The 13,281-nt window shown below is 67.0% G+C and carries 15 protein-coding genes; 11 read left to right on the top strand and 4 right to left on the bottom strand.

Annotated elements, in window-relative coordinates; all coding sequences use genetic code 11:
- Positions 1-7: 7 nt before the first annotated feature.
- A complete protein-coding gene (locus RS84_RS16465; protein ID WP_052676412.1) occupies positions 8-805 on the bottom strand; it encodes a FadR/GntR family transcriptional regulator in 798 nt (265 codons plus the stop codon).
- A 116-nt stretch (positions 806-921) separates the two neighbouring features.
- Here RS84_RS16465 and RS84_RS16460 point away from each other — a divergent pair, with 116 nt between their 5' ends.
- The 6 genes from RS84_RS16460 (at position 922) to RS84_RS16435 (ending at position 6,103) form a co-directional block, all read left to right on the top strand.
- Positions 922-1,992: an ABC transporter ATP-binding protein gene (locus RS84_RS16460; protein WP_045258824.1), complete on the top strand. Its 1,071-nt coding sequence runs from the start codon at positions 922-924 to the stop codon at positions 1,990-1,992.
- 40 nt (positions 1,993-2,032) lie between these two features.
- On the top strand, positions 2,033-3,220 hold the full coding sequence (locus RS84_RS16455) for an extracellular solute-binding protein (RefSeq protein ID WP_045258823.1): 1,188 nt from the start codon (positions 2,033-2,035) through the stop codon (positions 3,218-3,220).
- A 67-nt stretch (positions 3,221-3,287) separates the two neighbouring features.
- On the top strand, positions 3,288-4,115 hold the full coding sequence (locus RS84_RS16450; RefSeq protein WP_045258822.1) for an ABC transporter permease: 828 nt from the start codon (positions 3,288-3,290) through the stop codon (positions 4,113-4,115).
- Positions 4,116-4,122: 7 nt separating this feature from the next.
- Positions 4,123-4,935 (top strand): ABC transporter permease, encoded by an 813-nt coding sequence (locus RS84_RS16445; RefSeq protein WP_045258821.1) that lies wholly within the window; start codon positions 4,123-4,125, stop codon positions 4,933-4,935.
- Between the two features lie 96 nt (positions 4,936-5,031).
- Positions 5,032-5,400 carry an FKBP-type peptidyl-prolyl cis-trans isomerase gene (locus RS84_RS16440; RefSeq protein ID WP_045258820.1) on the top strand — a complete coding sequence of 123 codons (369 nt, stop codon included), beginning with the start codon at positions 5,032-5,034 and terminating at the stop codon, positions 5,398-5,400.
- A gap of 154 nt (positions 5,401-5,554) precedes the next feature.
- Positions 5,555-6,103 carry a YceI family protein gene (locus tag RS84_RS16435; RefSeq protein WP_045258819.1) on the top strand — a complete coding sequence of 183 codons (549 nt, stop codon included), beginning with the start codon at positions 5,555-5,557 and terminating at the stop codon, positions 6,101-6,103.
- A gap of 53 nt (positions 6,104-6,156) precedes the next feature.
- Here the strand turns inward: RS84_RS16435 and RS84_RS16430 are convergent, their stop codons facing one another.
- On the bottom strand, positions 6,157-7,038 hold the full coding sequence (locus tag RS84_RS16430) for a DNA-3-methyladenine glycosylase family protein (protein WP_045258818.1): 882 nt from the start codon (positions 7,036-7,038) through the stop codon (positions 6,157-6,159).
- A gap of 37 nt (positions 7,039-7,075) precedes the next feature.
- Positions 7,076-8,011 carry a DMT family transporter gene (locus RS84_RS16425; protein WP_045258817.1) on the bottom strand — a complete coding sequence of 312 codons (936 nt, stop codon included), beginning with the start codon at positions 8,009-8,011 and terminating at the stop codon, positions 7,076-7,078.
- 233 nt (positions 8,012-8,244) lie between these two features.
- On the opposite strand from RS84_RS16425, the gene rpsO reads away from it, so the two are divergent.
- From rpsO to RS84_RS16410, 3 genes are all read left to right on the top strand, one after another.
- On the top strand, positions 8,245-8,514 hold the full coding sequence (gene rpsO, locus RS84_RS16420; protein WP_005048780.1) for a 30S ribosomal protein S15: 270 nt from the start codon (positions 8,245-8,247) through the stop codon (positions 8,512-8,514).
- A gap of 153 nt (positions 8,515-8,667) precedes the next feature.
- Positions 8,668-9,528, top strand: a complete 861-nt coding sequence (locus RS84_RS16415; RefSeq protein WP_045258816.1) for a hypothetical protein — start codon at positions 8,668-8,670, stop codon at positions 9,526-9,528.
- The gene (locus RS84_RS16410; protein WP_235281515.1) at positions 9,518-9,859 is read left to right on the top strand and encodes a winged helix-turn-helix domain-containing protein; all 342 of its coding nucleotides are present in this window, start codon (positions 9,518-9,520) and stop codon (positions 9,857-9,859) included. Before RS84_RS16415 ends, RS84_RS16410 begins: the two co-directional genes overlap by 11 nt.
- Before the next feature lie 72 nt (positions 9,860-9,931).
- Here RS84_RS16410 and RS84_RS16405 read toward each other — a convergent pair whose 3' ends face one another.
- Positions 9,932-10,936: an isopenicillin N synthase family dioxygenase gene (locus RS84_RS16405; RefSeq protein ID WP_152641861.1), complete on the bottom strand. Its 1,005-nt coding sequence runs from the start codon at positions 10,934-10,936 to the stop codon at positions 9,932-9,934.
- A 148-nt stretch (positions 10,937-11,084) separates the two neighbouring features.
- On the opposite strand from RS84_RS16405, the gene efeU reads away from it, so the two are divergent.
- Together efeU and efeO are read left to right on the top strand one after the other, a co-directional pair.
- Positions 11,085-12,029 (top strand): iron uptake transporter permease EfeU, encoded by a 945-nt coding sequence (efeU, locus tag RS84_RS16400; protein ID WP_082062237.1) that lies wholly within the window; start codon positions 11,085-11,087, stop codon positions 12,027-12,029.
- Positions 12,026-13,258 (top strand): iron uptake system protein EfeO, encoded by a 1,233-nt coding sequence (efeO, locus tag RS84_RS16395; protein WP_045258813.1) that lies wholly within the window; start codon positions 12,026-12,028, stop codon positions 13,256-13,258. Before efeU ends, efeO begins: the two co-directional genes overlap by 4 nt.
- Positions 13,259-13,281 lie beyond the last annotated feature (23 nt).

Raw genomic sequence — 13,281 nt, 5'->3', positions numbered from 1 at the left:
GTGCTCCTCAGTTGAGCCTCACCTGCAGCGAGATCAGGGCGTCGATCGTCTCATCCACCATGAGCTCGGTGCGGATGACCGCGGACTCCTCGTCACCGGCCTCGACGGCGTCGGCGACGGCGGCCAGATGCTCACCCTGTCGCAGCGCGTCTTCGCTCTCGTGGGCGACCAAGAGCAGATAGGGGGAGATCTCGGCCTGCAGCTTCATCTGCTCGCGGGTGAGGCGGGCGGATTGGCTCAGGGCGACGATCTCGATCTGGACGTCGTCGAGCAGCCGTCGCCGCTGCTCGGTGTCGAGATCCCCGAGCCGCTGCATCCGCTGCCTGATCTGCTGAGCCTCAGAAGGGTCGGCTCTGCGTGCGGCCAGCCTCACGCAGGCGCCGGTGATCGCGGCATAGTGGGCGCCGAGGTCGCGCAGTGCCAGGCGAGACGCTGCTCTGACGGCTTCTCGTGTGAAGGAGAGCGGATCGGCGTGGTCCGCGACGAAGCTGCCCCCGTTACGGCCTCGCCTGGTCACGAGAAGCCCGCGGCCGCGCAGTGCCAGCAGCGCTTCGCGCACGGTCACGGGGGCGACGCCGAGACTCCTCGCGAGGTCCGCCTCCGGCGGAAGCCGCTCGCCTGCGGCCAGATGTCCACGGGTGATCGCGTCGACCAGACGGCGTTCCACGAGCTCGGCTCGCCCTTCGTCTCCGATCGGCTGGAACAGCGAACCCTGGAGGCGATGCGGATGACGGCGGGCATCGTGCGGCGACGGGGCGTCGACCGGTACCGCCGCTGCGCGGGCCGGTGCGGGGGACTGCTCCATGCTGCGATTCTCCACCCTCATCGTCGGACGTGATGGAAATGATACTTGAAATATTACCTCTGGGTTTATATGTTTAAGCAACCTTCCCCGTTCGACGAAGATCCGAGGAGAGCGAAATGATCGCCACCGCACCCGCGAAGACCACAGGCGCCGAGTCCGCGCCCGCACCAGGAGCGGTGAATCTCGAGCGCGTCACCAAGGCCTTCGGCGAGTTCACCGCCGTCCGCGATCTCGACCTGGATGTGGCGCCGGGGGAGTTCCTGTCGATGCTCGGCCCGTCCGGATCAGGAAAGACGACGGTCCTGCGGATGATCGCCGGCTTCGAAGAGGCGACCAGCGGCCGCATCCGCCTCTCCGGCGTCGACGTCACCAGGGTTCCCCCGCACGCCAGGCAGGTCAACACGGTCTTCCAGGACTACGCGCTCTTCCCGCATCTGACGATCGCCGAGAACGTCGGCTACGGGCTGCGGGTGCGTGGAGAGCGCAAAGCCGCGCGTCTCGAGCGCGTCGCGCAGTCTCTCGAGCAGGTTCGTCTGGGTCACGTCGCCGACCGCCTGCCGCACCAGCTCTCCGGCGGGCAGCGTCAGCGCATCGCGCTGGCCAGAGCCCTCATCCTGCGGCCGCAGGTACTGCTGCTCGACGAGCCTCTCGGAGCGCTCGACAAGCAGCTGCGCGAGCAGATGCAGATCGAGCTCAAGCAGATCCAGCGCGAGGTCGGCATCACGTTCATCTTCGTGACGCACGATCAGGAGGAGGCGCTGACGCTGAGCGACCGTGTCGCGGTCTTCAACAACGGGCGCATCGAGCAGGTCGGCACCGCTCGCGAGGTTTACGAATTCCCTCAGACCGAGTTCGTCGCGCGCTTCCTCGGCCTCTCGAACCTGATCAGCGGCGATCTCGTCGAGGAGCTCACCGGCGACCGTCGCACCATGAGCATCCGACCCGAGCGAGTCCGCATCGCCGCATCGACCGCGCCGCTCGCAGATGGCGATGTCGGACTCGCCGGCACGGTGGCCGAGGTGGTCTACACGGGGCCGGCGACGCGATTCCTCGTGCGGACGGATGCCGGGCTCGACGTGATCGCCGAGCGCCCAAACAACCATCACCCCGCCTCCGAATCCGACTTCGGCAGAGGCGACCGCGTCCGTGCCGAGTGGGCCGCATCCCACGCGGCGCGGCTTCCCTGAAACCCACACCCCTGCAGCACTGATCACAAAGGAGCGATCCATGCGTAAGAAGATCCTGACCGTATCGGCAATGGCGGCCGTCGCCGCGCTCGCCTTCTCGGGCTGTTCCAGCACCGAGGAGCCGGCATCCGGCGGGGGAGGGGACGGCGTCAAGATCGACGCGCCCGACCTGCCCATCCAGGAGAAGCTCGGTGACTACGAGGGCGAGGTGAACATCGTGGCGTGGGCCGGATACGTCGAAGACGCGTGGACCGAGAAGTTCACCGCTGACACGGGCTGCGTCGTCAACCGGCGCGTGGCAGGCACGAGCGACGAGATGGTGCAGCTGGTGCGAACCGGTGACTACGACCTGCTCTCCGCCTCCGGCGACGCCAGTCTGCGCCTGATCGCCGGTGGCGACGTGCAGCCGCTGAACCTCGACCTGATTCCGAACTTCGGCGACGACATCGCCGAAGGCATCAAACAGCAGACCTATGACTGGATCAACGGCAAGACCTACGGCATCCCGCTCGGTCGCGGCGCGAACATCCTGCAGTACGACAGCAGCGTCGTCACGGAGACGCCGACCAGCTGGGACATCACGTGGGAGACCGACAGTCCCTACGCGGGCAAGGTCATCGCCTACGACGCCCCCATCTACATCGCCGACGCCGCCCTCTATCTCATGGCTCATGAACCCGATCTCGGGATCAAGAATCCGTACGCGCTCGATGAGGATCAGCTTGCGGCCGCGATCGATCTGCTCAAGAAGCAGAACGGGATCGTCTCGGAGTACTGGTCCGACGCCTCGGCGCAGATCACCTCGTTCACGGGCGGCACCAGCGTCGTCGGCACCTCCTGGGAGGTGCTGCGCAAGTTCACCGAGGACGACAAGTTCAAGGGCGTCGTGCCGGAGGAGGGCGCGACCGGATGGGCGGATGCCTGGATGATGGCGGCGAAGTCGAAGAACCCCAACTGCGCCTACGCGTGGATGGACTACGCCTCATCACCGGAGGTCGACGGCGCGATCGCGATGAACTTCGGCATGGCCCCGGCCAACACCGCGTTCTGCGACTTGAACGACGAGGCCAAGGCGCACTGCGACGACTACCACGCCAAGGACGAGGCGTACTTCAAGAACGTCTGGTTCTGGACGACTCCTGTCGAGACCTGCCTGGACGGTCGCACGGACGTGACGTGCACGAACTTCCAGCAGTGGACTGACGCCTGGCTGACCGTCAAGGGCTGATCAGCCGCCGGGGCGGGGCAACCGCTCCGCCCCGGCATCCATCCGACTTCTCGCGAAAAGGACCGACATGAAGCGACGCGCACGACTCGCGGGTCTTCTCGCCCTGCCGATGCTCTGGCTCATCGGGATCTACATCTTCTCGCTCGTCATGCTTCTGGTGACGGCGTTCTGGAAGATCGATTCATTCACCGGAAAGGTGAGCCCTGGATTCACGCTGCAGAACTTCCAGCAGCTCTTCATCAACCCCTCGTACCTGACGACGTCGCTGCGCACGCTCGGCATAGCGCTGGCGGTGACGGCGATCAGCATCGTCGTCTCCGTCCCTCTGGGCATCTTCATGGCGAAGGTCGCCTCGCCGTGGCTCCGGGGTCTGCTCGCGGCATCCATCACTCTGCCGCTGTGGGCCGGCTATCTCGTGAAGGTGCTCGCCATGCGCGTCACCTTCACGGAGGACGGCTTCGTCAACTGGCTTCTCGCGCCGTTGGGAGCCTCGGGGCCCGGGTTCGGTCCGCTGACGGTCATCATCACCCTCACCTACCTCTGGCTCCCGTACATGGCGGTACCGGTCTACACCGCGATCCGGCAGCTTCCGCCCAATCTCTTCGATGCCTCCGCCGATCTGGGCGCAGGCGCGTGGCGCACGATCGGAGCGGTCGTGCTTCCGCTCATCAGGCCGGCGATCATCGCGGGCTCGATCTTCACCTTCTCACTGAGCCTCGGCGACTACCTCGTCGCCAAGTTCGTCGGCAAGTCCACCCAGATGATCGGCAGCGTCATCGCGGCGAACATCACCCTCAATCCTCCGATCGCCGCAGCCTTCGCGCTCGTGCCGATCGCCTTCGTCGTGATCTACCTGGTGGGCGTGCAGCGCACCGGTGCTCTGGAAAGGATGTGAGTCCCGCATGCTCAGGCTCTCCCGCACCTCGACGATCGTCCTCGGGATCATCGTCGCCGCGATCCTCGCCTTCATGTATCTGCCGCTCCTGCTGGTGGTGCTCAACTCGTTCAACTCGGCTCGCATCGCCAGCTGGCCGGTCGCAGGCTTCTCGCTGGAGTGGTGGCACAAGGCGTTCGAGAGCCAGCCGGTACGAGAGGCGCTCCTGAACTCGCTTCTCGTGGCCGCCGGCGCGACCGCGATCGCGCTGCTCCTCGGCACTCTGGTCGCGTTCGCACTGCAGCGCTACAGGTTCTTCGGCCAGCGCGCGGTGAACCTGCTCGTCGTTCTGCCGATCGCGCTCCCCGGCATCATCACGGGCGTCGCGCTCAGCAACACCTACAACCAGATCCTCGAGCCGGCCGGCATCCAGGTCGGCTTCGCAGGCATGATCGTCGCGCACGGCACCTTCTGCATCGTCATGGTCTTCAACAACGTGCTGGCGAGGCTGCGCAGACTGAACCCCTCGATCGAGGAGGCATCGCGCGATCTCGGCGCCACGCCATGGCAGACCTTCCGCATGGTGACCTTCCCGCAGTTCCGCAGCTCCTTCATCGCCGGCGGCATCCTCGCCTTCGCGCTGAGCTTCGACGAGGTGTACGTCACGATCTTCACCGCGCCGCCGGGGGTCGACACCCTGCCGCTGTGGATCATGAACGAGATGACCCGGCCGGACGAGGCCAACGTCGTGATGGTCGTCGCGACGGTCGTGATCCTCACGTCGTTCATCCCTGTGTGGGCGTCGCAGCGTCTCGGCAGAGACGCCGCCGATCGTGACTGATACGCGCCGCGATCGCCGCCCGCCCCGGCCGACGTGTTCGCTGTGAGCAGGTGCGCTCGCGTTGACCCGCGCGCGGGGCTCGGGTTGTATGGAGGCATGACTGATCGTACGAAGCCTGAGTTCGACGCCCCCGCCGGCCCCGCTCCCGCTGAGCTCGTCATCCGCGACATCATCGTGGGTGACGGCGCCGAGGCCAAGCCCGGCGACACCGTGACCGTCCACTACGCCGGCGTCGAGTACGACTCCGGTGAGGAGTTCGACTCCTCCTGGGGTCGCGGCGAGACCATCCAGTTCCCGCTCCGCGGCCTGATCCAGGGCTGGCAGGACGGCATCCCTGGCATGAAGGTCGGCGGCCGCCGCGAACTCGTCATCCCCCCGCACCTGGCTTACGGCCCGGTGGGCGGAGGTCACTTCCTCTCCGGCAAGACCCTGATCTTCATCATCGATCTGGTCGCCGTCGGCTGATCCGACCCTCTCGAGAAGGCGCCCCTCTCCCTGGCGGAGAGGGGCGTCTTCTGCGTCCGGGAGGAGTCGAGCATTCAGGGGAATACATTCATGTGCATGTAAGTTGGACCCTGTGACGCCGCACACGCGGACCGACGATCCTCTAGGAGACAGCATGACCATCGACATCCCCGGCTACCGCGCCGGCACCTGGACGCTCGACCCCGCGCACAGCGAGGTGACCTTCAGCGTCCGCCACATGATGATCTCGAAGGTGCGCGGCACCTTCGGCGTGAAGAGCGCGACCATCGTCGCCCCCGAGAATCCGCTCGACGCGACCGTGTCGGCGACCGTCGACGTCGCCTCGATCGACACCAACGACGAGAACCGGGACGCGCATCTGCGCTCGGCGGACTTCTTCGACACCGAGGAGCACCCGACGATGGAGTTCGTCTCGACCGGCACCCGGATCGAAGGCGGTGACTTCTTCGTCGACGGCGACCTGAGCATCCGCGGCGTCAGCAAGCCGGTCACGTTCGAGCTGGAGTTCGGCGGCTTCGGTCAGGACCCGTACGGCAACTACAAGGCAGGCGCGTCTGCCACCACCGTGATCAACCGCGAGGACTTCGGCCTCACCTGGAACGCGGCTCTCGAGACAGGCGGAGTGCTCGTGGGCAAGGACGTCACGATCACGCTCGATCTTCAGGGCTCGCTTCAGGCCTGATCTCTGGATGACAGAAGGGGTGCGGATGCCTCGGCATCCGCACCCCTTCTGTGTCAGGAGAGAAGTCGCGAGCCGACCGCCCGCAGCGACACGGCAGCCCATGTGCGGAACGGGCGCCATGTCTCGGCGATCGCGGTCAGCTCGGCGTCATCTGGATCGTGGTCGAGCTCGTACAGGGCGCGGACGGCCGCTTTGGTGTGCTCCTCGAAAACGGGGAGGGCGTCGGGGAATCCGCATGCCCTGATCACGATGAGCGCACTGTAGAAGGGGCCGATGCCGGGGAGGCGCTGCACGTCGAGCATCGCCTCCGCCGGATCCATGTCGGCGAAGCGCGTCACATCGAGCTGCCCATCGAGCGCGGCGCGCGCGATCGCATGCAGGCGGGGGATGCGGTCGGCGGGCAGCCCGGGGACGGCATCGAGGGCGAGCAGCTGCTCGGGCAGGGGGAGTGCCGCCTCCGACCGGCCTGCCAGCTCGAACACCGCTCCGTGCGCGCGGGACAGGCGCTGGCGCAGGCCGATGCCCTGCTGGCGCGAACGGCGCGCCGAAAGCGTCGCCCAGATCGCGGCTTCGTACGGGCTGTAGAAGTTCGACGGGCGGAATCCGGGTGCGGCGGAGTGCACTCTGGCGAGCACCGGGTCTGACGCGCAGACCGATGCCCACGCGTCGCCGTCATGATCGGCTGAGACGACGCGCGCGACCTGGGCGGCGATGGCGTCGAGGTCACCGTCGCCGTGGACGAGCAGCTCGAGCGAGTCATCCTTCTGGCGCACCTCGACGCCGACCTGCGAGTCGAGCGCGTCGGTGCAGAACGCGAGCCTCATGACGCCGTCGAATGACGACTCATCGCGATGGCCGAAGCCCATCAATGCGACTTCGCGAAGGTCGTAGGGCCCGATCAGGTGAATCGTCGTCGTGCGTGCGCTGGTGCTCATGCCGACACTATGCACGGTGCCGCCGACATCGCCTGACTCAGGTGCGCCGCCGGAACCGGATCCGGTTCTGCGTCAGCAGAATCCCGGCGAACACGATGAGCGCGCCGACCGGCTCGTTCCAGCTGAGCTCCTCGTGCAGGATCAGGATGCCGAACGTCACGCCGACCACCGGCGTGATGTAGGTCACGGTCGAGGCCCTGGTCGGGCCCCATGCGCGCAGCACGTTCTGATTCCAGACGTAGGCGAGCCCGGTCCCGAGGAAGCCCAGAAGGATGACGGCGCCGACGATCCAGATGTCCAGGCGCACAGGGGTGAGCACCAGGAGAGGAGTCAGCAGCACCATGATCGCGGCCGCCAGCCCGATGTTCAGGAACGAGAAGACGAGAGCGCTGACGCCCGAGTCTCCGAGGAATCGTCGCATGTAGGCCAGGCTGAAGCCGTAGCAGGCGGTCGCGCCGAGGATCGCCAGCTGCGCGCCGATGCTCTGCCCGGCATCCATGCCCTGCCAGGGCGCGATGATCACCATGACGCCGGCGATGCCGACCAGGATGCCGATGACCTGCACGAGTTTCAGCTTCTCCACGCGGAACACGGCCCACGCCATGACCGCCGTCATGATGGGCGTCGTCGCATTGAAGATGCTCGCCAACCCTGAGCTCACGTGCTGCTGCGCCCACGAGAAGATCAGGAACGGGATGACGCAGAACGTCACGGCGACGACGGTCAGATGCATCCATGTCCGCAGGGCGCGCGGGAGCCGCTCGCGGCGGAGCGCGACGAAGAGGCCGAGTGCGAGCGCCCCCAGCACGAGGCGGGACCAGACGACCTGCGCGGGGGAGATGCCGCCCAGCGCGACCTTCATGAAAAGGAAGCTCGAACCCCACACGATGCCGGTCAGGATGAACTGGATCGTGATCGGTGCGCGGCGAGCGGGCTCCGTGCCGGTCTGGGTCGCGGCCAGGGTCGAGGTCATGATCGAACTCTAACGACGGGCTCCGACCTCGGGTGGCGCTCGGGACTGTGACGTCCGAAATCCGCCGATGATCGGCAGGATCGTGTCGTCGATCGCGGGACCGGAGCGCTGGTCGTCGGCGGGCCGCTAACGCTGGTAGACTCTTCAGGTTGCCGTTTGATCGGCCGCGGATAAAGAGAGCTCGCACATCAGGTGCCGGGCACCGCGCAACAAGCAGAGAGGGGATCGAATCTATGGCACTGGAAGCAGACGTCAAGAAGGCGATCATCGAAGAGTACGCGACGCACCCCGGTGACACCGGATCCCCCGAGGTGCAGGTCGCAATGCTGACGCAGCGCATCAAGGACCTCACCGAGCACCTGAAGGAGCACAAGCACGACCACCACTCGCGTCGTGGTCTGTTCCTGCTCGTCGGTCAGCGCCGTCGCCTGCTGGGTTACCTGCAGGACATCGACATCAACCGCTACCGTTCGCTCATCGAGCGTCTCGGCCTGCGTCGATAAGGCATAACGACCAGCGTTCAATCGCGCAAAACGTTCTTGGAAGGCCGCCCCACGGTGTGGGGCGGCCTTCGTCGTGTCCGGGTTGACCTGCGCCGCGCTTTCCTTTAGGAAAGTAATAGGACTTTCCAGAAGGAAAGCGGATGCGGGGGCACGATGGAGCACAAACCGATCACCGGAGCGGATCCGCTCGAGCCGCCCTCCGCCGAAGTGGCGCGGCACTACCTCGATGTCGCCGATGACGTCAAGGAGCGAAGCGACGCGCAGATCGACGGGTTTCAGGGGTGGCTTACGATCGCGAACGGCCTGCTGCTGTTCGTGTACCTCATGGCCTTCGCCTTCCTATGGCGCACCGGGCGCACCGACGACGTGCCGATCCTCGTGTTCGTGATGGTGGCATCGTCGCAGGTGCTCTCCGGCGCCGAAGAACGAGGCACTGCACGGCAGCTGTTCTCGCGCGGCCGGCTGCTACGCACGATCCTGCTCGTGCTCGCCGGCCTCTCCGTCCTCGCGGCGTTCGTCGTCGCGGTGGTCGGCGGCGATGCGGCGCCGTTCGCGGCGATAGTCATGCCCGCTCTGGTCGGAACCTCGGCCTTCGTCGTCATCGGCGTGCTGCAGCTTCGTGGAGCAGGACGCGCGAGTATTCGAGAGACTCGCGCGCGTTTCGGACGGCCGGCCCGCTGGACCACCTTCACGCTGGGCTTGCTGATCGCGGTGCTGATCCTGGTCGCAGGGTTCCGCGACCCGCTCCTGTCGAACCTCGTGAGCATCTTCGCTCTGTTCGCCGTGGTGGTGGGAATCGCCGGCGCGCGCACCGACTGGGGCCTCGCCCGCCTGGGACAGGTCTGGCACTGGCCGCAGTTCGCGGTTCTCGGTGCGAGCTCTGTGCTGCTGGTGGCTGTCGTCGTGCTCATGTCCACGACGGAAGCGGTCACCTCTGCCGGCGTCGTCTTGGCAGCAGTCGCCGTCGTCGCCTTCACTGCGCTCGTGTCGTTCGCGGTCGATCGTGGTCGTTGAGCAGCCAGCGGGTCGCCGACGGCCGCACCCGCGCACCCGCCTCGACGACAACTTCGCGAGCACGATCCGGTTCTCGCTGATGGCCTCGCTGAGCGATGGCGTCGAACTCGACTTCGCCACCCTCGCCGATGTGCTGCAGGCGAGCGACTCGGCTCTGAGCAAGGCGATCACGCACCTGCAGGACGCCGGATACGTGCGAGCACGCAAGGGGCAGGCGGGCAGTCGCCCTCGCACATGGGTGCGCTCGACCACCGAGGGACGCAGGGCCTTCGACGCTCATCTGAGCGCCCTCCGGGAGATCGTCGAGCTGGGCGGGCGATCCGGCCTCTGAAGAGGTGCGGTCTGCGATGCCGGTCCGCGATCTCGGGGAGTGGGGCGGCCTTCGTCGTGTCCGGGTCGGCCCTCAGGCCGATGCCCCGACCAGATCCGCGTGGTGGATCGCCGCGACGTCCGGGTGCGCACGCAGTCGCGACTTCAGGGCGTTCTCGCCGTACAGGGCGTGGATCGGGTTGCGCGGGTCGTCCGTGACGCCGGTCGCCTCGGCCGCGAGGGGTGCAGGCAGTTCGATCAGCGGCAGACGCTTGTCGAGGGCGGGGTTGAAGAAGAACGGGATCGAGATGCGCTCATCCGGCGCCTTCGGCGACACGACGCGATGGTTCGTCGCCTTCAGATAGCCGCCGGTCGCGTATTCGAGCAGCTCGCCGATGTTGACGACGAACGCTCCTGGCACCGACGGCGCGTCGACCCAGGTTCCGTCGCGCTCGACCTGGAGTCCGCCCTTCCCAGGCTCCACCCAGAGCAGCGTCAGCACTCCGGAGTCCTTGTGCGCGCCCACGCCCTGCTGCGGCTCCGGCTCGTGAGTGCCGGGGTAGCGGACGATCTTGATGAGGGTAGACGGCTCGCCGAAGTGCTCGTCGAAGTAGCTCGGCTCGGCGCCGAGAGTCTCCGCCCAGGCGCGGAGGAGCCTGCGCGACACCTCCGACAGCGTCGAGTGCCACTCGGCGACGACCTCCTTCAGCTCGGGCTGGGCCGCAGGCCACAGGTTGGGCCCGATCAGCCGGTTGTACGCCGGGCCCCCGTCGACCGCATCGCGCTCGGGGCCGATGTCGATCTGTTCGCGCCAGTCGACCTCGCCCTGCGTGCGCTCGCCTCCGACGCGGGTGTAGCCGCGGAAGTGCGGGCTGTTGATGTTCTCGATGGCGAGCTTCTCGGCCTCTGGCAGCGCGAAGAAGTCCAGCGCGGCCCGGTGCAGCCTGGCTTCCAGCTCGGGCGAGACCCCGGTGCCCGTCAGATAGAAGAACCCCACATCGTGCGTCGCGGCCCGCAGGTCGTCGCGGAAGCGCGCGGCGGCCTCGGGGCCTGCATCGAGCTGAGAGAGATCGAGGATCGGTAGCGAGAGTTCAGACATGACCCGAGAGTAGATCCGCATTCGAGGGGAGACGCGAGTGTTGCGGAGCATTACCGGGGGTAACGCCATTCGAACGAAGAAAGAGCGGATGCTAGAGTCTTATCGGTAAGGGATGCCTTACCTCATTCCACCCGGAGAAGTTCATCCCGTGTTCGCCAGTTTCCTGATCGGCCTCCGCGAAGGCCTCGAAGCCGCGCTCGTCGTCGGCATCCTCGTCGCCTACCTCCGCCGCCTCGGCCGGCAGGACGCCCTGCCTCGCATGTGGGCCGGTATCGGCCTGGCGATCGCCCTTGCGCTCGGCATCGGCGCGATCCTCACCTTCGGGGCCTACGCGCTGACCTCCGAGGCTCAGGAGCTCATCGGGGGCCTGCTCTCACTGCTCGCGGTCGGCATGGTCACGTGGATGATCTTCTGGATGCAGAAGGCCGGGCGCACCATGAAGGCGACTCTCGAGAGTGGCCTGGACCGCGCCCTCACCGTCGGCGGCCTCTGGGCGCTCATCGCCATCGGCTTCGTCTCTGTGGCTCGGGAGGGCATCGAGACCACGCTGCTGCTGTGGTCGATGGTGCAGTCGTTCGGCGACGCGCCGGCCGCATTGCTCGGGGCACTGCTCGGGCTCGCAGGCGCCGTCGTGATCGGCTGGCTGCTCGCCCGCGGCGCGGTCAGACTCGACCTCCGCCGCTTCTTCGCCTGGACCGGCGGCTTCCTCGTCATCGTCGCCGCCGGCGTGCTCGCCTACGCGATGATGGATCTCCAGGAGGCCGGCGCCCTGCCCGGACCGTTCACGGAAGCGGCTCCGATCGACGCCGTCTCGGGCGCAGTCGCGACGGGCTGGTCGGCCTTCCCGTTCGGCTGGGCGTTCGACCTCGCCGCCGTGATCCCGCCCGGCAGCGTGTGGGCCACCGTTCTGCAGGCGACCGTCGGATTCATGCCGCGGATGACCTGGATCCAGGTGTCCGCGTGGACCCTCTACATCGTGATCGTCGGATACTTCTTCATCCGCGGCATCCGCTCGAAGAAGCCCGCACGCCGCCCTGCCGTCGCGCCGGCCGGATCCGCGACGTCTTCCCTCACACAGCAAGGAGCAGCATGACCACCTCCCGCCGAATCCTCGGTGCCCTGGCGGCCGCGGGTGCGACAGCACTCGTCCTCAGCGGCTGCGTCGCCAAGGCCGACGTCGCCGCCGGGGCCTCCTTCGACGTCTCGTCGACCGACAGCGCCTGCTCCGTCTCGGGTGCGACGGCGAAGAGCGGCACCCTGGTCTTCGACGTCGCGAACGAGAGCAGCCAGACGAGCGAGTTCTACCTGCTCGCCGAAGACGGACTGCGCATCGTCGGCGAAGTCGAGAACATCGCCCCCTCGGCATCCCGCACGCTCACCGTGGTCGCGCAGCCCGGCACCTACTACACGCTGTGCAAGCCCGGCATGGTCGGCGACGGCGTCGGCAAGGCCGAGTTCACCGTGACCGGAGACCGCGTCGAGGTCACCGGAGAGGATGCCGAGCAGAAGCAGCAGGCAGTCGACCTGTACGCGGCGTTCGTGAAGGACCAGGTCGGTCAGCTGGTTCCGGCCGTCGACACGTTCGTCGCGGCTTACGAGTCGGGCGACGACGACGCCGCACGCGCCCAGTTCCCGCAGGTGCGCGCATACTACGAGCGCATCGAGCCGGTCGCCGAGGCGCTCGGCGACCTCGACCCTCGTATCGACTTCCGTGAGGTCGACGCCGTGGCGGACGGCCTCGACTGGACCGGCTTCCACCGCATCGAGAAGGATCTCTGGGTGCCGGCGCAGGATGCCCTGAACGCCGACGGCGAGACTCCTGCGTGGCAGGATTGGGCCCCGTCGACGCCGGAGGAGCGCGCCGGATACGGCGACCAGCTGATCGCGGACGCTCAGGAGCTCTACGATTACGTGCACTCCGACGACTTCACCACCGCGCTGGAGGATCAGGGCATCGGCGGCATCTCGAACGGCGCGATCGCGCTGCTCGACGAGGTCGCCACCGGCAAGATCTCTGGCGAGGAGGACTGGTGGTCCGGCACCGACCTCTACGACTTCGCTGCGAACGTCGAGGGGTCCAAGATGGCCTTCTCGCTGGTGCAGGATTTCGCCGCGTCGCAGGGCAGCGAGGGCAAGACGCTCGTGTCCGAGATCGAGGACGGCTACGCCGCGCTCGAGTCTGCGCTCGCGAAGCACGGTTCGCTCACCGACGGCTTCGTGGCGTACTCGGACCTCACCGAAGACGACAAGCGCGAGTTCACCGACCTCATCAACGCCCTGGCCGAGCCGCTGTCGCAGCTCACCGGCACGGTCCTCGATTGATCTTCGCGACACGCAGGTCCTGA

The organism is Microbacterium hydrocarbonoxydans, from assembly GCF_000956475.1.
Lineage (GTDB): Bacteria > Actinomycetota > Actinomycetes > Actinomycetales > Microbacteriaceae > Microbacterium > Microbacterium hydrocarbonoxydans_A.
Note: the sequence above shows the minus strand (reverse complement) of the source record. Positions and strands in the feature narration are given on the sequence as shown.

Excerpts from the sequence above, each read along its gene's own strand:
- RS84_RS16450 (WP_045258822.1), top strand. The coding sequence starts at position 3,288 with ATGAAGCGACGCGCACGACTCGCGGGTCTTCTCGCCCTGCCGATGCTC.
- RS84_RS16425 (WP_045258817.1), bottom strand. The coding sequence starts at position 8,011 with ATGACCTCGACCCTGGCCGCGACCCAGACCGGCACGGAGCCCGCTCGC.
- RS84_RS16445 (WP_045258821.1), top strand. The coding sequence starts at position 4,123 with ATGCTCAGGCTCTCCCGCACCTCGACGATCGTCCTCGGGATCATCGTC.
- RS84_RS16430 (WP_045258818.1), bottom strand. The coding sequence starts at position 7,038 with ATGAGCACCAGCGCACGCACGACGACGATTCACCTGATCGGGCCCTAC.
- RS84_RS16415 (WP_045258816.1), top strand. The coding sequence starts at position 8,668 with ATGGAGCACAAACCGATCACCGGAGCGGATCCGCTCGAGCCGCCCTCC.
- RS84_RS16435 (WP_045258819.1), top strand. The coding sequence starts at position 5,555 with ATGACCATCGACATCCCCGGCTACCGCGCCGGCACCTGGACGCTCGAC.
- RS84_RS16455 (WP_045258823.1), top strand. The coding sequence starts at position 2,033 with ATGCGTAAGAAGATCCTGACCGTATCGGCAATGGCGGCCGTCGCCGCG.
- efeO (WP_045258813.1), top strand. The coding sequence starts at position 12,026 with ATGACCACCTCCCGCCGAATCCTCGGTGCCCTGGCGGCCGCGGGTGCG.
- RS84_RS16465 (WP_052676412.1), bottom strand. The coding sequence starts at position 805 with ATGGAGCAGTCCCCCGCACCGGCCCGCGCAGCGGCGGTACCGGTCGAC.
- RS84_RS16460 (WP_045258824.1), top strand. The coding sequence starts at position 922 with ATGATCGCCACCGCACCCGCGAAGACCACAGGCGCCGAGTCCGCGCCC.
- RS84_RS16440 (WP_045258820.1), top strand. The coding sequence starts at position 5,032 with ATGACTGATCGTACGAAGCCTGAGTTCGACGCCCCCGCCGGCCCCGCT.
- RS84_RS16405 (WP_152641861.1), bottom strand. The coding sequence starts at position 10,936 with ATGTCTGAACTCTCGCTACCGATCCTCGATCTCTCTCAGCTCGATGCA.
- rpsO (WP_005048780.1), top strand. The coding sequence starts at position 8,245 with ATGGCACTGGAAGCAGACGTCAAGAAGGCGATCATCGAAGAGTACGCG.